This is a genomic window from Kribbella sp. NPDC059898 (assembly GCF_042730855.1).
Lineage (GTDB): Bacteria > Actinomycetota > Actinomycetes > Propionibacteriales > Kribbellaceae > Kribbella.
In genome coordinates this window covers 1-19,750 of record NZ_JBHWKR010000011.1, presented here as the reverse complement: position 1 = coordinate 19,750, position 19,750 = coordinate 1, and the positions used below count along the sequence as shown (strand labels likewise).

Below are 19,750 nucleotides of genomic sequence, written 5' to 3'. Positions count from 1 at the left end.
GTCCTAGTGTCGTAACCCGTTGCCACTGAGCGAGGGAGGTACGACGTGCGCGCGGTACAGGTACGACGTTTCGGCGGACCCGAGGTCCTGGAGACGGTCGAGGTCCCGGAGCCGACGGTCGGTCCGGGGCAGGTCTTGATCGAGGTCGACGCGGCCGAGGTCCTCTTCCTGGACACGCAGCTCCGGGCCGGCTGGGGGCGGGAGTACTTCGAACTCGAGCTCCCGTTCGTGCCCGGAGCCGGAGTCGTCGGGGTGGTGAGATCCGGGACCGAGCTGGCCGGCCGTCGAGTGATCGCGGGCACCGGCGGGATCGGAACGTACGCCGGCGGCGGTTACGCCGAGCGGGCCGCCGTACCGGAGGCCGAGGTCTTCCCGATTCCGGACGCGATGGAACCGTGGTTGGCGCTGACGGCGCTGCACGACGGCGCCACGGCGCTCGCGCAGCTGGAGCGCGGCAAGGTCGCACCAGGGGAACGAGTGCTGGTGACGGCCGCGACCGGCAATCTCGGCAACTGGCTGATTCCGTTGCTGTCGGCATCGGGCGCCACGGTGGTCGCGGCGGCGCGCGGTGCGGTGAAGCTCCGGCGCGCCGAGGAGCTGGGCGCGCGGGAGGTTGCCGACTACTCCGTTCCCGGCTGGACCGGCGAGGTCGAGCCGGTGGACATCGTCTTCGACGCCACGGGCGGCGCGATCGGCCGTGCGGCGTACGAGCTCACCCGGCCCGGTGGACGATTCCTGGCGTACGGCTCGGCGAGTGGTGACTTCACCGTGCCGGTCGAGGATCGAGACGACGTCACGACGGCCGGCATCTTCCAGCCGGGTCCAGGCGAATGGCGGGAGCTCGCCCGCCGTGCGCTCGGCGAACTGGCGCACGGCAGGCTGACTCCCGCCATCGGTCAAACGTTCTCGTTGTCGGAGGCAACGCAAGCGCATGCGGCGATCGAAGCTCGCCGCACGCTCGGCAAGACCCTCCTGGTCACGGGAACTTCAGGCGGACGATGACATTGTCGATCGTCGACGGTGTGCCGCCGTTCTTGTCGTTGTTGGTGGTCGTCAGCCAGAGCCCGCCGTCAGGGGAGTGGGTGACGCTGCGGAGGCGGCCCCAGCGCCCGGAGAAGACGGCCTGCGGGGTGCCGACGCCGGTGCCGGCCGAGTTGATCTTCGTGACCCACAGCTGCTCACCGGTGACCCCGGCGATGTAGATCCAGTCGTTGACGATCGCGATCCCGCTCGGTCCGGCCTGCGACGTCGGCCAGGTGCGCTTCGGCGCGACGTACCCGCCGCAGTCCCCGATCGTCCCTTCGCACGCGGGCCAGCCGTAGTTGCCGCCCTTCTGGATCAGATTCAGTTCGTCCTGGCTGTTCTCGCCGAACTCCGACGCCCACAGCTGCCCGCGCGAGTCCCACGCCAGCCCCTGCGGGTTGCGGTGCCCCCAGCTCCACACGTACCGCGCGTTCCCGCCGCTGCTGTAGAACGGGTTGTCGGTCGGCGGCGTACCGTCGGGGTTCATCCGCAGGATCTTGCCGTTCAGCGAGTTCTTGTTCTGCGCGTTCCCGGAGTTCTTGGCGTCACCAACGGTCGCGTACAGCTTCCCGTCCGGCCCGAACGCGATCCGGCCGCCGTTGTGGTACCGGTTCTTAGCGAGTCCCGTGAGTACCGGCGAGGACGTGGTGGCGAGCTGACCGTTCTCGTACTTCATCCGCACGATCCGGTTGTCGGCCGACGCCGTGTGGTAGAAGTACACCCAGTGGTCGGCGGCGAAGTTCGGCGACAGCGCGACCCCGAGCAGACCGCCCTCACCGTCGGTGGTCACCACGCCCGGCACCTTCCCGAGCGTCGTCTTCTGCCCGCTCGGCGTTACCCGCAGTACCTCGAACCGGTCCCGTTCGGTGACCAGCGCGGACCCGTCCGGCAGGAACGCCACGCTCCACCCGAGATCGACCTTCGCGATGTCCTTGTCGTACGCCGGGATCCCGCCGCTGCCGGTCGCCGACGTACGGACGGTCACCGCGTTGCTCGCCGCCGACGAGTTCCCGTCCGGGTCCCGCGCCTGCACGGTGAAGGTGTAGTCCGTGTTCGCGGTCAGCCCGGTCACCGTCGTGGTCAGCGAACCGGTCGACGCGACCTTCGTCGAGCCCTGATAGACGTCGTACGCCGCGATCGTTCCGCTGTTGTCGGTGGACGCGTTCCACGCCAGCGACACACTGTTCGCGGTCAGCCCGGTCGAACGCAGGTTGCCCGGTACCGTCGGCGGCTGCGTGTCACCGCTGCCCGGTGTCGTGAACGTGACCACGTTGCTCTGCTGCGAAGCGTTGCCCGCGGCATCGAACGCACCGACCGAGATGTCGTACGCCGTGTTCGGCGTCAACGTGTCCACCGTCGCCGACAAGGTGTTGCCGTCGACAACTTTCAGGACGTTGCCGCCGCGGTTGATCTCGTACCGGACCACGCCGACGTTGTCGGTGGCGGCGGTCCAGTGGAAGGTCGCGGCGTTCGGCTTCAGGTCGCTGACGGTCAGGCTCCCCGGCGCCGACGGGGGAGTGGTGTCATCGGTGGTCGGTGTCACGGTCAGCTTGTCGGCGTTCGGCCCGCCGTCGGCGCTGGTCGCGCGGGCGCGGATCTTGTTCGTACCGGCGACGAGTTGGAGGCGGACGGTCTTGGTCTTCCAGGTCGTCCACGCGCCGGTGCCGGGGAACGTGATGCCGACGGCGCCGGGCTGCCCGTTGACGGTGAAGTCCAGCGGGCGGGTGGCCGTCGTACCGTTCGCGTACCGCAACGTGACCTCGGCCGGGCCGGCCGGGGCGTTGACGGTCCACTCGACGTACCCACCGGCGAGGTTGTCGTAGTTGACGAAGCCGGTGCCGGTGTAGCCGGTGTGGTTGGACTCGACGACGCCTTGCGAGATGGCCGCGTCCTCGGCCTGGTAGTCGGTGGACGCGGCGGTGGCGGAGGGGAGCGCGGTCAGCGTGAGCGCGCCGGCGGCGAGCGCGATCGCCGCCGCGAACAGGCGGGATGTCATGCGGGTCTCCTGAAGTGTCCGGGGCGGAGGAGGTGCACGTAACTATTAGGAAAGCTTCCTAATGATTACGGCCGCTGTCAACAGCCCGGATCGCCAGGCCATCACAACAGCGCCGCTCCCGGCACGACGAGCGTGCCGGGAGCGGCGAGGGTGCGATGGTGATGGCCTGGCGATCCGCCTATCCGGTCGTCGCCAGGACGGTGGGCCGATACACCGTCAAACCCGCGTCGTCGACGACGGCGACCTGGATCGACTCCGGCGTGGAGTCCTCGTGCGGTACGGCGAAGACCGCGGTCGCGCGGCGCCCGTCGTACCGGGCGGCGTAACTCACGAACCGCCAGTCGTCCTCGTCCCAGTAGTCGTGGATATCAGAACGCAGCAGCCCGTCGACCGCGCGGTAGGCCGGGCTGAGCAGGACTCGTCGCTGGGTGGCGGCGAGCGGGGTGTTGCCGGACGCCGTGCCGGCGTAGGGATGACTGAGGCGGACGCGGAACCGGCGGAGCGGGAGCAGCCAGTAGCGGTCGAGCTCGGCGGACAGCATCGCGAATACTGCCGCCTCCACGACCAGTACCGGCAACCACCGTCCGGCGGTCCACCAGCCGGCGGAGGCGAACGTCGCCGCGATTGATGTTGCCAGTAGCAACGATGCGCGGGCGATGGCGCGGGTGCCGACGGGTTTGGCGGACTTTCCCGCGCAGCCGCAGGAAGCCTCTGGTACGACGACCTTCGAGTAGGTGAGGAAGGCGACGAAGCCGACGGACAATGCGACAGCGGCGAAGGCTTCGATTGCCCAGACGGGTGGTAGCAGAAGGGCGAGGGCGATGAGTGTCTCGAGGGTGGCTACAGCCAGGTAGGCGGGCCTGGCTTGGGGCTCGCCCAGGAGGCGGGGAAGGGCGGTGCGGTCTGCCTGGTCGGGGGATCTGAACTTGGCGTAGGCGGACCACAGGAGTATCAGGCCGATGAGCAGCGGCTGTGCGGTACCCATGTCAGTTCGACGTGTAGATCGTGGCGATGTCGATCTCGTTCGTCCCGGGACGCCAGGCGCCGATCACCTGGGCGTGCCGGCCGACCTTGAGCATCGACAGGTCCGACACCGCGGGCGTCCCGTTGTACACGGCCGCCGTCGTACCGGCCTGTACGTGTCCGACGACCTTCTGCCCGTGGTGGTCGAACCCCACGCCGCCGCGGCTGATCGAGGTGATCGCGACGGTCAGGTTGACGATGTTCACCCAGATCGCCTCGGCGGCGAGGATCCCGTCCGGCAGCAGTACGCCGCGCGCGTACAGGCCGTCGCCGATCTTCGCCTGGTCGATCGTGGTCGGGCGGAGCTTCCAGACACTGGTCGACCCGGTGAGCTGGATCCGGTGCAGCCGGCCGTCGGATCCCTGTGCCTGCAGGAGATCCTGGTTCCGGCCGGTGATCAGGCCCTCGGCGAAGTTCGGGTCCGGCTGACCCGGATCGGCGTACTGGTGGGTGGCGCCGAAGGCGGCCTCGGGGGCGAGTGCACCCATCGAGGTGGCGGCGATCAGGCCGGTCGCGCCGAGCGCGGCGCGGGACAGGAGCGAGCGGCGGTCCATGGTGGTAGGCATCTCGGTCTCCTCTCAGGCCACGTCGATGGTCACGGGCGTCAAGCCGCTGTTCAGGCTGCCGGCGAGCGCGGTGAACGCGGCCGGCGTGAAGTCGATGACCCGGTTCGAGGCGCACTTCCCGCCGCAGCAGGTGCGTTCACCACAGAACAGGTCGGTCTGCGGACCGCAGTCGGCGATCGACGTGACGATCCGGTTCCCGGTGCAGAGACTGGTCGTGGCGTGCCTGAAACCGCAGGTACGCCGGGACATTCCGGTGATTCCGCAGGTGTCGGGATGGGTGATCGCGTAGCACCCGTCCGAGGTGTTCGGCCACGCGTGCTGCATGTTCCCCGAGTTGCAGGTGCCGCAGGCGCCGTGCCCGGCGGTTCCGCAGGGTCCCCATGCGTTCCCGCAACAGAACCATGATGCTTCGGCAGTGATTCCGGCCATGAGAGATTCCTCCAGGTCTAGGGGCGGTAAGACCTACTGGAACTCTTTGTACTCCGATCCGGCGAAATCTCCCAGGGCTAACCGAAGAAACGGAAACTTTTTGCCTAGTGTTCGGTGCTGAGCCGCTGTCCGCGGAGCAGGAACCACGCCGCCACTGCGGTCGCGAGCAGTACGACGGCACCCACGCCCGCGGCGATCGAAACGCCGTGCGCGAAGGCGTCCCGGGCCGCGTCGAGCAGCTCGGCCGCGGCCGCCGGCGGAAGGTGGGCAGCCGCCTCGACCGCACCACCCAGCGACTCGGGCGCGGCTGCCGGCGTACCGGCAGGTCCGTGGAAGTCCCGGTACACCCCGGTCACGATCGACCCGAGCAGCGCGATCCCGAGCGCCGTACCCAGCTCGTAGGCCGTCTCCGACACCGCGCTCGCCGCGCCGGCCTGCTCCTTCGGTACGGCGGACAGGATCACGTCGGCCGTCACCGTGAACGAGAACCCGGCGCCCGCGCCGACGACGAGCAACGCCGCGCCGAGCAACGGGTACCCGGTGGTCTGGCTGATCGTGGTGAGCGAAGCGAGCGCCAGCCCGATCGCGGCCAACCCGCCCGCGACGACTGCCCGGACCGAGAATCGCCGCGCCACCTGCCCGGCGAGCAACCCCGCCACGATCGACCCGATCGCGGCCGGCAACTCCGCGAGCCCGGCCTCGATCGGCCGCCGCTCCTGCACGAGCTGCAGGTACTGCGACAGGAAGAAGATCAGCCCGGACAACCCCAGGATCGTCAGCAGATCCGCGAGTACGGCGCTGCTGAAGCCCCGGCTGCGGAACAACGACAGGTCCAGCAACGGGATCGGCAGCCGCCGCTGACGACGGACGAAACCGTACAGCGCGAGCAGGCCCAGCACGCCCGCGGCGACCGGCACCCACGCGAACCCGTGCGCCGCGAACTCCTTGATCGCGTAGACGATCCCGACCATGCCGATCATCGACAACACCACGCTGACCAGGTCCCACGGACCGGGCTGCGGGTTCCGCGACTCCGGCAGCAGCCGGGCGCCGACGATCACCAGCACGGCCATCACCGGCAGGTTGATCAGGAAGACCGAGCCCCACCAGAAGTTCTCCAGCAGTACGCCGCCGACGATCGGGCCGATCGCCATCCCGGCCGACGCGGCCGCACCCCAGATACCGATCGCCAGACTGCGCTCGCGCGGGTCGTGGAACAGGTTGCGGATCAGCGCCAGCGTGGCCGGCATCAGCGTCGCGCCGGCGACCCCGAGCAGGGCGCGCGCGACGATCATCAGCTCGGCCGAGTTCGCGTACGCGTTCAGCACCGACAGCGCGCCGAACGCGGTCGCGCCGATCAGCAGGATCCGCTTGCGGCCGATCCGGTCGCCGAGGCTGCCCATCGACACCAGCAGGCCGGCGAGCACGAACGAGTACGCGTCGCCGATCCAGAGCAGCTGCGTGCCGGACGGCTTCAGGTCCTCGGTCAGGAACGGCGTGGCCAGCCCGAGCACGGTGGCGTCGACCGCGACGAGCAGGACCGCCAGCACCAGGACGGCCAGCGCGAACCAGCGCGCCGACTGGGTGCGGGTGTCTGCTTGCTGCTTCATTTCTGTTCTCTCCGTAGTGCGCCGCCGAGCAGCAGCTCGGCGATGTTCGTGGTGAAGTCCTTCGGGGCCACCCGGCCCTCGCAGATGGCCCAGGCCGCCGAGACCAGCAGGCCGTACAGCGCCTCGGTCAGCCAGACCGGGCTGAGGTCGATCCGGAACTCGCCCGACTCCTGACCGCGCCGGAACAGGTCCACCATCCGCGCGTCCAGCCGGGCCCAGCCCTCGTTCTGCTCGTCGCCCTCGAAGAGCTGGTTCTCGGAGTACAGGAACGCGAGCAGCCCGGCGGCCGGCTCGAGCTCGCGGACCAGCCGGCGTACGGCGTCCGCGACCGGGCCGTCGTCGACCGCCGCCCGGGCCACGGCCGCCTCGCACTCCGCGATGCCGAGGTCCTCGAGCGCCCGCACCAGCGCGTCCCGCCCGGCGAACTGCCGGTTCAGCGTGGCGCGGCTGATCCCGGCGGCCCGGGCGACCTCGTCCATGGTCGCCGTGGACTTCCGCATCAGCAGGGTCGCGGCGGCGCGCAGTACGTGCTCTCGATCAACAGCCATGAGACAAGGATAGCTCATATGAGACATCTTTGTCTCATAGCGGAGTGCGAGCTGTTCGGTAGGCTGTATGTGGTATACATTTGCTGAGAACGCGCTTGGACCGACTACACTGGGCGCGTTTGAGGAGGGGAGTATCCCTTCGCGGCAGCGTCGTCATCACGGGAGGCCTGGACGGCCGAACCGGTGCTGCCGGCCCGACTGACCGAGTTCCAGGGTCGTTCGGGTGGGAGAGACCTCCGGACCACGCTGCCGTATGCCGACGTCCGGAGGTTCGTCATGGTTTCCGACATGTCCCCGCTGGTCTGGGTGCTGACCATCGCCGGGCTGCTCGCGATCGTCGCCTTCGACCTGATCGTGATCGCCCGCCGCAACCACACCGTGACGATCAAGGACGCGACCCGCTGGGTGCTGTTCTACGTCGCCCTCGCCGGGCTGTTCGCGCTCGGGCTGTTCCTGTTCAGCCCGGGGCAGTCGGGCAGCGAGTTCGTCGCCGGGTACATCACCGAGTACAGCCTCAGCGTCGACAACCTGTTCGTGTTCGTGATCATCATGGCGCGGTTCGCCGTACCGGCGCTGGCGCAGGACAAGGTGCTGTACGTCGGGATCGTGGTCTCGATGGCGCTCCGGGCGATCTTCATCCTGGCCGGCGCGGCCGCGATCTCGGCGGCGAGCTGGGTGTTCTACATCTTCGGCGCGTTCCTGGTCTACACCGCGGTCCGCTTGGTACTCGAGGGTGAGAACGACGAGTCGGACTTCCAGGAGAATGCCGCGCTGCGAGGTCTGCGCCGGGTGCTGCCGCTGTCGCACGACTACGACGGGGAGAAGCTCGTCAGCCGGGCGAGCGGCAAACGGCAGCTGACCCCGCTGGTGATCGTGATCGCCGCGATCGGGATGGCGAACGTGATCTTCGCGCTGGACTCGATCCCGGCGATCTTCGGGCTCACCCAGGACGCCTACATCGTGCTGACCGCGAACGCGTTCGCGCTGATGGGGCTGCGGCAGCTGTACTTCCTGATCGGCGGCCTGCTGGAGCGGATCGTCTACCTGAACGTCGGGCTGTCGGTGATCCTCGCGTTCATCGGCGTGAAGCTGATCGTCGAGGCGCTGCACGGCTCGCACATCGACGACATCGGCGCGATCCACCTGCCGCACATCGGCATCCTCACCTCACTCGGCTTCATCGTCGGCACGCTGTTCGTGACCACGGTGGTCAGCCTGCTCAAGTCCTCCCGCGACAACCGCCGCGAAGCCGTCCGGGTCGAGATCGAGGACTGACGCGGATCACCCGGCGCGTCCGCCGCCGAATTGCCCGACCCCGTTCGGTGATCAGGGGTATCATCAAAAGTGCCTGGCCCGGCCGTTCCCCCGTGATGGTCGGGTCAGGTTTTGGTCTGCTGCCGACCACGCTCCGCTACCGACCTGCGACGATGGCGGGATGCTCAGCACACCGCCCCTCGACGCCTTCGGACTCCAGGCCGACCGGCTGGAGCCGACCCGCCCCGGAGACGACGAGTCGGCGGGGAACGGGAACTGGCATCTGTGGACGCGCGGCGGCGAGCACCACATCCTCCGGCGGTACCACGTGCTCCGGACCGAGCCCGATCTCGCCTTCGAGACCCAGCTGCTCGAGCACCTGACGGCGCGTGGGTGGACGGTGCCGGCCCCTGTGGCGGGTCCGGTGTGGCACGAGGGTCGGCTGTGGGCGGTCACGCGGTTCGTCCCAGGACGGCCGCATGAGGAGGAGACGGCGCAGCAGCAGTTCGAGCGAGGGGAGTTGCTGGCTCGGCTGCATGCGGATCTCACCAACTGCGAGGTGGGTACGGGGTCCCGGCCAGGGTTCTTCCAGGCGGCGGACCTGGACGCGATGGGGGAGTTCCAAGGCTGGGGCCGTGGTGTGGAGCTGCTCCGCGGCCAGCGCCCCGACCTCGCCGACCGGGCGGTTCGGGCGATGGCGCGGGCCAAGGCTCTCGTCGCCGAGCATGGGCTGCTCGACCTGCCGCAGTCGATCGTGCACGGCGACTTCGCGCGCTGGAACGTGCACTTCGGGGACGACGGCGAGTTCGCCGGGGTGATCGACTTCGATCTGGCGCACCCGGACAGCCGGGCCTGGGAGTTCGTGATCGCGCGGGTGGACCAGGCGCCCGCGCTCGTCGACGGGTACCAGCGGGCCACGCGGTACCCGCTGAGCGATCGGGAGCTGGCCGCGATCGCTCCGTTGCAGGTTGTGTTGCAGGTGCTGATGGTGATGGCCGGTCTCTGGGACGGGCAACGCGGCGGCCGGTTCGACGAGGCGATGATCACCCGGCACCTGTCCGCGGCCGGGTCTTGACAGCCGCCGTCGCGGGCGGGTTGACTGCCATATAGTTAACCGAAGAAATAAATTGCGCAGCGGTTCGGTGTCGGTGGCTCAGAGCGACTCCGGGCCCTGCTGAGGTGCGCCCAGATCCGATGGCCTGCCATCGGATCATTGGTGTGTCCGTCGGGTTGTAGTTGCTAGCGGCAACTTCGGAAAACCCTTACCTGCAAGGGATTCGGGCGCCTCGGTCACCGTCCGGTATCGACAGCGGCCGGAAGTCTTCCGCTCCCCGGTGGTTCTGTGTCATCCTCCGGGATAGCGAAACCCGAGATCCTATCGGATATCGGTTCCACTCCAGCGCGTGAGGGAAAGGAAGCGGAGTGAGCGCAACCTTCGAGGTGAAACCGGCGCCGGCTGGTGCGGCACCGCGGGCGGAGACGGCCGCCCGGAAACCACCGCGAACCAGCCGCCGGACCCAGGCCGGGCGGAGTCTGCGGCGGCACTGGCAGCTCTACCTGCTGGTCGTCGTACCGCTCGCGTACTTCGTGATCTTCAAGTACATCCCGATCGCGAACGCCGTGATCGCGTTCAAGGACTACAGCCCGGTCAAGGGACCGTGGGGCAGCCCGTGGGTCGGGTTCAAGAACTTCGAGCTGTTCTTCCAGAACCCGGTGTTCTGGACCCTGGTGAAGAACACCTTCCTGCTCTCGGTCTACACCGTGCTGGCGAGCTTCCCGATCCCGATCATCCTGGCGATCGCGCTGAACGAGATCCGCAACGGCCGGTTCAAGAAGACCGTCCAGCTGGTCACGTACGCGCCGTACTTCATCTCCACCGTGGTCGTGGTCTCGATGACGATCCTGGTGCTGTCGCCGCGGCTCGGGTTCGTGAACGACGCGATCGGGCTGTTCGGCGTACCGCAGATCGACTTCCTGGGGAACCCCAACTACTTCCGGCACATCTACGTGTGGTCGGACGTGTGGCAGACCACCGGGTACTCCGCGGTGATCTACCTGGCCGCGCTGGCGGGGATCGACCCGGCGCTGCACGAGTCGGCGCGGATCGACGGCGCCAGCCGGCTGCAGCGGATCCGGCACGTCGACCTGCCGGGCATCATGCCGACCGCGGTGATCATCCTGGTGCTCGGCGTCGGCAACATCATGTCGATCGGGTTCGAGAAGGCGTTCCTGCTGCAGAACCCGCTGAACACCGCGCAGTCCGAGATCATCGCCACCTACGTGTACAAGACCGGTCTGCTGAACGCGGACTTCAGCATGGCGACGGCGATCGGGCTGTTCAACTCGGTGATCAACCTCTTCCTGCTGCTCGGCGTGAACTTCGCCGCCAAGCGCATCACCGGAAACGGACTGTGGTCATGAGCACGATCGAAGAGACCCGGACCGACAAGATCTTCCTGACCGGCGTGAAGATCATGCTCTGGCTGGCGCTGATCATGGTGGCGGTCCCGCTGATCTACATCGTCGCGAACTCGTTCAGCAGCCCGTCCGCGGTGAGCGCCGGCAAGGTGCTGCTCTGGCCGGTCGAGCCGAGCATCAAGGCGTACCAGGAGGCCTTCAGCGATCCGCTGATCATGAAGGGCTACCTGAACTCGTTCATCTACGCGATCAGCGGCACCCTGATCAGCGTCACGCTGACGATCGCGATCGCGTACCCGCTGTCGCGCCGGACGTTCTTCGGCCGGAACGTGATCATGAGCGTGCTGATCTTCACGATGCTGTTCTCCGGCGGCCTGATCCCGACGTACCTGGTGGTCCAGGACCTCGGGATGCTGAACACCCGCTGGGCGATGGTGATCCCGAGCGCGATCGGCGTCTGGCAGGTGATCATCGCCCGCACGTTCTTCCGCTCGACGATCCCGGACGAGCTGTACGAGGCCGCGACCATCGACGGTGCGAGCGACCTGCGGTTCCTGTGGTCGATCGTGCTGCCGCTGTCGAAGCCGGTGATCGCGGTGATCGCGCTGATGTACGCGATCTTCCAGTGGAACAGCTACTTCGACGCCCTGATCTACCTCAAGGACCCCAGCTTGTACCCGTTGCAGATCGTGCTCCGGAACGTGCTGATCCTGAACACCCTCACCGGGTCCACCACCACGACGAGTCTGGCCCAGCAGCTCGAACAGCAACAGCTGGCCAACGTCCTCAAGTACGCGCTCATCGTCATCTCGAGCCTGCCCGTACTGGTCATCTATCCGTTCGTCGCGCGCCACTTCACCAAGGGCGTGATGGTCGGCGCAGTCAAAGGCTAAGTTCAGAAGGGAACACCGCAATGCGCTCATCCGTGAGCAAGGTCGTGGCGCTGGCAGCTGCCGGCGCGCTCGCCTTGGCTGCGTGCAGCTCGGACAAATCGTCCAAAGGTGCCGCGAACGAGACGACGTCCGACGGCAAGGTGATCATCGACACCTTCACCCCGTCGGACCAGAGCACCAACCTGGAGACCAACGCGGTCACCAAGATCATCAGCGACAAGTTCAAGATCCAGTTCCGCTGGCAGACCACGACGTACGACGCCGGTCCGGCGAAGGAGAAGCGGCAGATCGCGCTGGCCAGCGGCGACTACCCGGACCTGTTCTTCCTGATCCCGTGGGTCGACGCGTTCACCCAGGCCGAGGTGCTGAAGCTCGGCCAGCAGGGCGTCGCGGTGCCGCTCGAGGACCTGATCAAGCAGAACGCGCCGAACATCCAGAAGGTGCTCGACACCAACAAGGAGTACAAGGAGATGGCGACCGCACCCGACGGTCACATCTACGCGCTGCCGCAGTGGGCGGACTGCTTCCACTGCACGTACCCGGACAAGCTGTGGATCAACAGCTCCTGGCTGAAGAAGCTCGGCCTGCAGGTGCCGAAGACGACCGCCGATCTGCGCAACGTGCTCGAGGCGTTCAAGACCAAGGACCCGAACGGCAACGGCAAGGCCGACGAGATCCCGATGACCACCGACGTCCAGGACAGCAGCCTGATCGCGTACCTGATGAACGCGTTCGCGTACGACCCGGTCGGGGCGAACAACGGCGTCCGGTCGCTGCTCACGCTGAACGGCGACAAGGTCGTCACGCCGGTCACCTCGGACCAGTGGAAGGAAGGCCTGAAGTACATCCACGGCCTGTACAAGGACGGGCTGATCGACCAGGCCGCGTTCACCCAGAACGCGCAGGCGTTGCAGGCCGAGGGCAACAACCCGAAGGCCGTCGTACTCGGCTCCGTGCCGGTGCTCTGGCCGGGGATCTTCGTCCAGCTGGACTCCAAGGACGGGCGGGACAAGCAGTACGACTCCGTACCGCCGCTGACGGGTCCGGAGGGCAAGAGTTACACGGGCTACAACCACCCGACCTCGACCGGGTACACGTTCATGCTGACCAACAAGGCCAGCAAGGAGGCTCAGGTCGCGGCGATCAAGATGCTCGACTGGATCTACACCGACGAGGGCCAGGAGATCAGCAACATGGGCCCGGAGGGTGTCGGCTGGACCAAGCCTGGCCCTGGTGACATCGCGCTCGACGCCAGCACCACGCCGCTGTACAAGCCGAAGCAGGACGCGCCGAAGAACATCAGCTGGGGTGCGCTCGGCCAGTACAACAACACGCTCGCCTACCGGAACGCACAGGTTGTGCCGAAGGACATCTACACCGGCGCCGGCCTGGAGCGGCGGCTGTGGGAGGCGACCAAGCAGTACGAGGGACATGTCGACAAGTCGCAGTGGTTCCCGCAGTCGTTCATGTGGCCGGACCCGAGCCTGAGCGGTGAGCTCGCCACGCTGCAGACGAACCTGAACACCTATGTGAACCAGAACCAGTTGGCCTTCATCACCGGGTCGAAGAACCTCGACACCGACTGGGACGCCTACGTGAAGGGGCTCGACAGTACGGGCATGCCCCGGTACCTGCAGATCAACCAGCAGGCGTACGACAAGTACAAGAGCGGTTCGAAGTAGTGTCCCACCTCCTGTGGTTCCGCAGCCCGGCGCCGGACTGGTTCGAGGCGTTGCCGCTGGGCAACGGGCACCTCGGCGCGAAGGTGTACGGGCGGGTTCTTGACGAGCGGATCGTGCTGAACCTCGACGATGTCTGGTCCGGGGACGGTCCGCGGACCTTGACCGTCCCGGATGGGCCGGCGGTGCTGGCCGACGTAAGGCGGTTGCTGCTGGACGAAGGTGATCAGCTGGCGGCGACCGAGCGGACCCGGGCGTTGCAGGGACCGTTGGTGGAGTCGTACCAGCCGCTCGCGGACCTGGTGATCACCAGCGACGTCGAGGATGCTGCGGACTACCGGAGGAGTTTGGATCTGCGGACCGGGATCGCCGCCGTCGACTACACGGTCGACGGCGTGCGGTACCGGCGCGAGACGTATGTGTCGGCGCCGGACCAGGTGCTGGTGTGGACGCTGATTGCCGACAATCCTGTTGTTGACCTGACGGTGGGGTTGGAGAGTCGGCATCCGGTGCGGGCTGTGGTTGCCGACGGCACCTATGGGGTCGTCGGGCGGGCGCCGTCGGACCTGACGATCGAGTACCGGCAGTCGGCGGATCCGGTCCGCTACGAGGACGGGCGCGGGATTGGTTTCGGGGTCGCGCTGCGGGTGTTCTCGGACGGCGCGGTGACGATACCTGCCGACGGGGATGCCGGTGGGGTTGTGGTGCGGGGGGCTTCGCGGGTGACGGTGGTGCTGGCGGCGGCGAGTACGTTCGCCGGGTGGTCGGTGCCGCCGGGGCGGGACCCCGGCGTCGCCTTCGACGAAGCGGTCGCGGTGCTGGAGTCGGTCGGCGCGCTGGATCCGGGCGCCGAGGACACGCTTCGCGCGCGGCACCTGGACGACCACCTGGCGCTGTACGACCGGGCGTCGCTCGAGCTCGGGTCGATTGTCAACAATCCGACAGATGAACGTCTGCAAGCGGTCGCGGCCGGGGCGAACGATCCGGATCTGGTCGCGCTCGCCTTCAACCTCGGCCGGTACCTGCTGATCGCGTCCTCCCGCCCCGGCACGCAGGCCGCCAACCTGCAGGGCATCTGGAACCAGGACCTGCGCCCGATGTGGGCCAGCGACTGGACGAACAACATCAACACCCAGATGAACTACTGGCTCGCCGACCTCACTGGGCTGAGCGAGTGCTTCGAACCGCTCACCGACCTGCTCGAGGGACTCGCGGAGTCCGGCGCCGAGACGGCCCGGATCCTGTACGGCGCGCCCGGTTGGGTCGCGCACCACAACGCGGACATCTGGCGGGCGACCTGGCCCGTCGGCGACGGCGGGGACGACCCGGTCTGGGCGATGTGTGCCACCTGCGGGGTGTGGCTGACCGCGCATCTGCTGGAGCACTACCGGTTCACGGGCGACCTGGAGTTCCTGCGCGAGCGGGCGTATCCGGTACTGGCGGGCGCGGCCGAGTTCGTCCTGGCGATGCTCGTCGAGGACCGGGACGGCGTACTGCAGTTCGTTCCGTCGACTGCGCCGGAGCATCACTTCCTGCTGCCGTCGGGCGAGAAGGCGTCGGTCGACCTGACGTCGACGTACGACATCTGGCTGATCCGCGAGCTGTTCGCGAACCTGCGTGCGGCGGAGGCCGCGCTGGGGCTGGACTCGGAGCTCGCGAAGCGGGCCGCCGCCGCGCGGGACCGGCTGCCGGAGATCCGGATCACTCCGGACGGGCGGTTGCACGAGTGGCCGACGGACTGGGAGCCGTCCGAAGTACATCACCGGCATCAGTCGCATCTGTACGGGTTGTACCCGGGCGCGGAGATCGATCCGGTGCGTACGCCGGAGTGGGCTGAGGCGGCGCGTACCTCGCTGGAACGGCGTACCGACGGTGCCGTGAACGGCGGGTGGACCGCGGCGTGGCTGGTGGCGTTGTGGGCGCGGCTGTTCGAGCCGTCGCGGGCGGTCGCGGTGATCCAGGACTACCTGAGCCGGCTGGTGTCGAACAATCTGCTGTCGCGCGACGGCGACATCTTCCAGATCGACGCGAACTTCGGCCTGACCGGCTGCCTCCCGGAGCTGCTGCTGCAGAGCCACACCGACGTCGTCCGGGTCCTGCCCGCGCTGCCGGCCGAGTGGCCGGACGGGTCGTTCCGCGGGCTGCGGGCGCGGGGCGGGCTGGTGTTCGACGTGTCCTGGCGCGACGGCAAGCTGACCGAGGCCGTCGTACGGGCGACCGCGGCCGGCATCTATCGGATCGCGCTGCCGGACGGGGAGCGGACCGTGGAGCTGGCGGCCGGTCAACTGCTGGACCTGGTTAGGTGACCCTAACTTGTCTTGTTGTAGGGTCAGCCTCTGTGAAGAAGCTGATCGGGATCGTCGCCTCGGCCGCCGTACTCGCGCTGGCCGGCTGCGGCGGCGGGGACACCAAGAGTGCGGACACCGGCGTCGGTGACAAGGAAGTGGCGACCGGCGGGCGGCTGTTCAAGACCGCCGACGCGGAGACCGCGAAACTCGGCTCGGACGCCCAGCCGGGGGTGTTCCCGCGGACGGTGAAGGACGCCATCGGCTCGGTGAGGCTCGAGAAGAAGCCGGAGCGGGTCGTCGTCCTCGACAGCGGCGAGCTCGACGACGTGCTCGCGCTCGGCATCACCCCGGTCGGGATGGCCACGACCGCCGGGCAGAACGGCGTACCGTCGTACCTCGCCGGCAAAGCGCAGGGGATCAAGACCGTCGGCGGGATCAGCGAGCTGAACCTGGAGGCGATCGCGGCGCTGAAGCCCGACCTGATCCTGGGCAGCAAGCTGCGCGCGAAGGACCTGTACGACAAGCTCAGCGCGATCGCGCCGACGGTGTTCAGCATCCGCCCCGGGTTCCCGTGGAAGGAGAACTTCCTGCTGGTCGCGGACGCGGTCGGCGAGGAGACCAGGGCGACGGCGATCCTGAACGGCTACCAGGTCCGCGCGAACGACGTGAAGACGAAGGTCGAGGGTACGCCGACGATCTCGCTGGTCCGGTTCCGCCCGGGCGAGATCCGGCTGTACGGGAACCTGTCGTTCATCGGCGTGATCCTGAAGGACATCGGCCTGCCGCGCCCGAAGCTCCAGGACGTCCAGGACCTCGCCGTCGAGGTGTCCCAGGAGAACATCGGCAAGGCCGACGGCGACTGGATCTTCTACTCCAGCTACGGCAAGCCGGACACCACCGACGAGTCGAAGGTTGTCGACGGCAACCTGTGGAAGTCGCTGCCGGCCGTCAAGGCGGGCAAGTCCCAGCGCGTCGACGACGAGGTCTGGTTCCTCGGCCTCGGCCCGATCGGCGCGATGGCTGTTCTCACCGACCTGGAGAAGTACCTCGGCGCCAAGGGCTGACAGGTGCTGTGCCGGGGGAGCGCTAACAGCTGACAGGTGCTGTGGTGGGTGCGGGTGTGTACCTGCACGCGGGTGGACTGTCTGGTGGCGGGTGGGGAGCTGTCAGGTGCTGTGACGGTTGGTGGGTGTGGGGGAGTGCCTGCGCGTGGGTGAGGGGGCTGTCAGGTGCTGTGACAGCTGGTGGGTGCGCGGGTGAGTGCCTGCGCGGGTGGACTGTGTTTTTGGTGTCGGTATTGGAATCTTGCTGTTTATTCGCTGACAGGCAAGAGACCCTGCTGTGTGAAGACCTTCTTTGCGACTCCGATCGCGTTGATTGCGCGGGGGAAGCCGGCGTAGCCCGCGGTGTGGATGAAGGTTTCGACGATCTGTTCGGGGGTTAGGCCAACGTTGAGGGACGTGCGGACGTGGACTTCCAGTTCGGGTTCGCAGCCACCCAGCGCGGCCAGGATGCCGAGCGTGATCAGTTGCCGCTGCTGTGGTACGAGCGCCGGCCGCGCGTAGATGTCACCGAAGCCGAACGCGACGATGTGATGTGCGAGAGCGGGCGCGATGTCGCCGAGGCTTTCCATGACCGCGGGTGCGCCGCCGCCGTCGATCGTGGTGAGAACCTCCAGGCCGCGCTGGTAGCGGGCTTGTTCCTCCGGGCTGTTGATGTCGGGAGCTGCCATGTCCCCGACGCTAACGCGGCAGCGGGTCCGAGACGTCGAGCGGCGGTCCGGCGAACTCGATCCAGCAGGCATGCCCGACGGCAGCGAGTTCCTCCGGGTCGACCGGCCGGGACAGCTTGCCGGTCTCCTCGAAGAAGCGCTCCAGCCCGGACGGGGTGGTGATCACCAGCAGCCGGCCGGTGGTGTCGCCAATGTTCTGGAAGGCGTGCGGAACCCCGCGAGGCCCGAAGGCCATCCCGCCGGTCGTCGCCCGCAGCATGGTGTCGCCGGCCTTGAACCGGAAGGCACCGGCCAGGACGTACCAGACCTCGTCCTCGCGGACGTGGGTGTGCACCGGCGGACCTTCGTACGGAGGGATGACGAACTCCATCACCGTCAGTGCGCCGTTGGTGCCGGCGGTGTCGGCCTTGACGAGGCCCCAGCCGGTGGTCAGGGTCGAGTGTTTCGCCCCGTCACCCGCCTGTACCGCAAAGGGTTTCATCGATCAGTCCTCCACCCGGCCACGGTTGGTGACCGGGACGTGCGGGGCGCGTTGGGCGACGGCGGTGGCGAGGTCGTCGTACGGGAGGGTGCGGCCGAGGATCTCGTGGGTGCCGGGCCAGGGGCAGGACGGGCCCCAGGCCTTGGTGCTGCGGGGGAGGGCGTCCTCGTCGACGAGCATCACGATCAGCCGGGGCTCCCAGGTCTCCTCGGTCTCGTGGCGTTCGACCCGGCAGACGCCGCGGACCTCGCCCCACGGGATCGTGCGGGGCTGTTCGCCGCCGAGGGAGATCCCCTGGTCGTCGACGGTCAGCAGTACGTCGTCGGCGTCCTGGTCCCGGCGTTCCTCGAGGGCGGTGATCGCGCCGACCAGCAGCAGTACGGGTAGGCCGACCGCGAAGATCAGCGGCGTACCGCCCCAGCTCAGCCAGACCGCCTCGAGCGGCCCGCGGACCGAGGATCCGCGGATCGTCTGCACCACGACGATCCCGAGCGTCAGCAGCACCAGTACGCCGAACACCGCGGTGCCGAGCGCGAGCGCGGTCTTCGTCGTACCCAGGCCGTGGCGTTTGACGACGAACGGCTCGCTGATCGACATACCGGCATTGTGGGCGAGCTCACCCGAAGGCACCAGACTTCTCACGGAATCCTCATCATTCCGGTGGCCGCGTGCTCGTCCGTACGGATGAAATGCCGTCCCTGACCGGGCACGGGCTTTGGTCCGGCCCGGACGTCCGCAACAATCGCAGGCATGCCGGACCGCCAGACCGCCGTCGCCACCCGTTCGCGACCGCCGACGCGCACAGCAGCGCGCCGGCGGAAGGAGACCGGTGGCATGTGGCGCCGTGGCTGGGTGATCGCCGTACTGGCGCTGCTCGCGGGACTGGTGCTGATCTTCCACCGCAGCGTGCCGAACTCGGTCGGCAACCTCGGCAGCCTGCTCGACACGTTCCTGCCGTGGGTCGGCGTCGCCGTACCGGTGCTCGGCGTCGCGGCGCTGGTACGCCGGTCCGCGACCGCCGGTGTCGCGCTGTTGCTGCCCGCGGCGATCTGGGGACTGATGTTCGGCCACCTGTTGCTGCCGGGGAAGGTGAACGGCGGCGCGTACGACCTGCGGGTGCTGACGCACAACGTCGACGCGGCGAACCCGGATCCGCAAGGGACCGCGAAGGATCTGCTCGGCGCGGACGCGGACGTGGTCGCGCTGGAGGAGCTCACCGCGGCTGACCTCAAGATCTACAAGGCCGCGTTCGCGAAGACGTACCCGTACGAGGTGACCCGGGACACGGTCGCGCTGTGGTCGAAGTACCCGGTGGTCGAGACGAAGTCGGTGGACGTGGGGTTCGCCTGGACGCGGGCGTTGCGCGCCGAGGTCCGGACGAAGAACGGCACGGTCGCGGTGTACGTCGCGCACCTGGCCTCGGTGCGGGTCGGGACCACCGGGTTCACGTCCGACCAGCGCAACCGGACGATCAAGGAGCTCGGGCAGCAGATCGCGGCGGACAAGTCGTCCGCGGTGATCGTCATGGGTGACTTCAACGGCACGGTCAACGACCGCAGCCTCGCGCCGCTGACCGTCGGGCTGCGGTCGGCGCAGGGCGCGGCCGGGACCGGGTTCGGGTTCACCTGGCCGTCGGCGTTCCCGATGGCGCGGATCGACCACATCCTGGTCCGCGGCATCACGCCGACCAAGGCCTGGGTGATGAGCCCGACCGGCAGCGACCACCGCCCGGTCGTGGCCGAGCTACGCCTCTGAGAGGGTGCCTGAGAGCTCCGCGCCTACTGCGGGGCACTCGGTACGGCGCGGAGCC

18 protein-coding genes are annotated in these 19,750 nt (G+C 68.1%); 10 read left to right on the top strand and 8 right to left on the bottom strand.

Annotated elements, in window-relative coordinates; genetic code table 11:
* Positions 1 to 45: 45 nt before the first annotated feature.
* Positions 46 to 1,002: a zinc-binding dehydrogenase gene (locus tag ACFV9C_RS29620; RefSeq protein WP_380198811.1), complete on the top strand. Its 957-nt coding sequence runs from the start codon at positions 46 to 48 to the stop codon at positions 1,000 to 1,002.
* On the opposite strand, the gene ACFV9C_RS29615 is transcribed toward ACFV9C_RS29620, so the two are convergent.
* From ACFV9C_RS29615 to ACFV9C_RS29605, 3 genes are all read right to left on the bottom strand, one after another.
* On the bottom strand, positions 977 to 3,019 hold the full coding sequence (locus tag ACFV9C_RS29615; RefSeq protein ID WP_380198810.1) for a PQQ-dependent sugar dehydrogenase: 2,043 nt from the start codon (positions 3,017 to 3,019) through the stop codon (positions 977 to 979). The two genes, ACFV9C_RS29620 and ACFV9C_RS29615, sit on opposite strands and share 26 nt — an antisense overlap.
* 178 nt (positions 3,020 to 3,197) lie before the next feature.
* Positions 3,198 to 4,004, bottom strand: coding sequence for a MauE/DoxX family redox-associated membrane protein (locus ACFV9C_RS29610; protein WP_380198809.1), 807 nt, complete (start codon positions 4,002 to 4,004; stop codon positions 3,198 to 3,200).
* Position 4,005: 1 nt separating this feature from the next.
* Positions 4,006 to 4,608, bottom strand: coding sequence for a cell wall protein (locus ACFV9C_RS29605; RefSeq protein ID WP_380198808.1), 603 nt, complete (start codon positions 4,606 to 4,608; stop codon positions 4,006 to 4,008).
* Here ACFV9C_RS29605 and ACFV9C_RS29600 point away from each other — a divergent pair.
* A complete protein-coding gene (locus ACFV9C_RS29600) occupies positions 4,595 to 4,897 on the top strand; it encodes a hypothetical protein (protein ID WP_380198807.1) in 303 nt (100 codons plus the stop codon). The genes ACFV9C_RS29605 and ACFV9C_RS29600 overlap by 14 nt on opposite strands.
* A gap of 244 nt (positions 4,898 to 5,141) precedes the next feature.
* Here the strand turns inward: ACFV9C_RS29600 and ACFV9C_RS29595 are convergent, their stop codons facing one another.
* Both ACFV9C_RS29595 and ACFV9C_RS29590 read right to left on the bottom strand, forming a co-directional pair.
* The gene (locus ACFV9C_RS29595; RefSeq protein WP_380198806.1) at positions 5,142 to 6,647 is read right to left on the bottom strand and encodes an MFS transporter; all 1,506 of its coding nucleotides are present in this window, start codon (positions 6,645 to 6,647) and stop codon (positions 5,142 to 5,144) included.
* A complete protein-coding gene (locus tag ACFV9C_RS29590) occupies positions 6,644 to 7,195 on the bottom strand; it encodes a TetR/AcrR family transcriptional regulator (protein ID WP_380198803.1) in 552 nt (183 codons plus the stop codon). Before ACFV9C_RS29590 ends, ACFV9C_RS29595 begins: the two co-directional genes overlap by 4 nt.
* A gap of 288 nt (positions 7,196 to 7,483) precedes the next feature.
* Between ACFV9C_RS29590 and ACFV9C_RS29585 the strand changes: the two genes are divergently transcribed.
* The 7 genes from ACFV9C_RS29585 to ACFV9C_RS29555 all read left to right on the top strand — a co-directional run bounded on the left by ACFV9C_RS29585 (position 7,484) and on the right by ACFV9C_RS29555 (position 16,791).
* Positions 7,484 to 8,470, top strand: a complete 987-nt coding sequence (locus ACFV9C_RS29585; protein ID WP_380198802.1) for a TerC/Alx family metal homeostasis membrane protein — start codon at positions 7,484 to 7,486, stop codon at positions 8,468 to 8,470.
* Between the two features lie 160 nt (positions 8,471 to 8,630).
* On the top strand, positions 8,631 to 9,524 hold the full coding sequence (locus ACFV9C_RS29580) for a phosphotransferase enzyme family protein (RefSeq protein ID WP_380198801.1): 894 nt from the start codon (positions 8,631 to 8,633) through the stop codon (positions 9,522 to 9,524).
* A gap of 347 nt (positions 9,525 to 9,871) precedes the next feature.
* Positions 9,872 to 10,870, top strand: a complete 999-nt coding sequence (locus tag ACFV9C_RS29575) for an ABC transporter permease (RefSeq protein ID WP_380198800.1) — start codon at positions 9,872 to 9,874, stop codon at positions 10,868 to 10,870.
* Positions 10,867 to 11,760 (top strand): carbohydrate ABC transporter permease, encoded by an 894-nt coding sequence (locus tag ACFV9C_RS29570; protein WP_380198798.1) that lies wholly within the window; start codon positions 10,867 to 10,869, stop codon positions 11,758 to 11,760. Before ACFV9C_RS29575 ends, ACFV9C_RS29570 begins: the two co-directional genes overlap by 4 nt.
* A gap of 20 nt (positions 11,761 to 11,780) precedes the next feature.
* Positions 11,781 to 13,442, top strand: a complete 1,662-nt coding sequence (locus ACFV9C_RS29565; protein WP_380198797.1) for an ABC transporter substrate-binding protein — start codon at positions 11,781 to 11,783, stop codon at positions 13,440 to 13,442.
* A complete protein-coding gene (locus ACFV9C_RS29560; protein WP_380198796.1) occupies positions 13,442 to 15,745 on the top strand; it encodes a glycoside hydrolase N-terminal domain-containing protein in 2,304 nt (767 codons plus the stop codon). Before ACFV9C_RS29565 ends, ACFV9C_RS29560 begins: the two co-directional genes overlap by 1 nt.
* Before the next feature lie 32 nt (positions 15,746 to 15,777).
* Positions 15,778 to 16,791: an ABC transporter substrate-binding protein gene (locus ACFV9C_RS29555; RefSeq protein ID WP_380198795.1), complete on the top strand. Its 1,014-nt coding sequence runs from the start codon at positions 15,778 to 15,780 to the stop codon at positions 16,789 to 16,791.
* Positions 16,792 to 17,039: 248 nt separating this feature from the next.
* Here ACFV9C_RS29555 and ACFV9C_RS29550 read toward each other — a convergent pair whose 3' ends face one another.
* The 3 genes from ACFV9C_RS29550 to ACFV9C_RS29540 are packed head-to-tail and all read right to left on the bottom strand — an operon-like array spanning position 17,040 to position 18,537.
* Positions 17,040 to 17,459 (bottom strand): carboxymuconolactone decarboxylase family protein, encoded by a 420-nt coding sequence (locus ACFV9C_RS29550; protein ID WP_380198794.1) that lies wholly within the window; start codon positions 17,457 to 17,459, stop codon positions 17,040 to 17,042.
* Positions 17,460 to 17,469: 10 nt separating this feature from the next.
* Entirely contained in the window at positions 17,470 to 17,940 is a 471-nt protein-coding gene (locus ACFV9C_RS29545) for a cupin domain-containing protein (protein WP_380198793.1), read from the bottom strand.
* A 3-nt stretch (positions 17,941 to 17,943) separates the two neighbouring features.
* Positions 17,944 to 18,537: a hypothetical protein gene (locus ACFV9C_RS29540; protein ID WP_380198792.1), complete on the bottom strand. Its 594-nt coding sequence runs from the start codon at positions 18,535 to 18,537 to the stop codon at positions 17,944 to 17,946.
* Between the two features lie 237 nt (positions 18,538 to 18,774).
* On the opposite strand from ACFV9C_RS29540, the gene ACFV9C_RS29535 reads away from it, so the two are divergent.
* A complete protein-coding gene (locus ACFV9C_RS29535) occupies positions 18,775 to 19,695 on the top strand; it encodes an endonuclease/exonuclease/phosphatase family protein (RefSeq protein ID WP_380199123.1) in 921 nt (306 codons plus the stop codon).
* Positions 19,696 to 19,750: the final 55 nt, after the last annotated feature.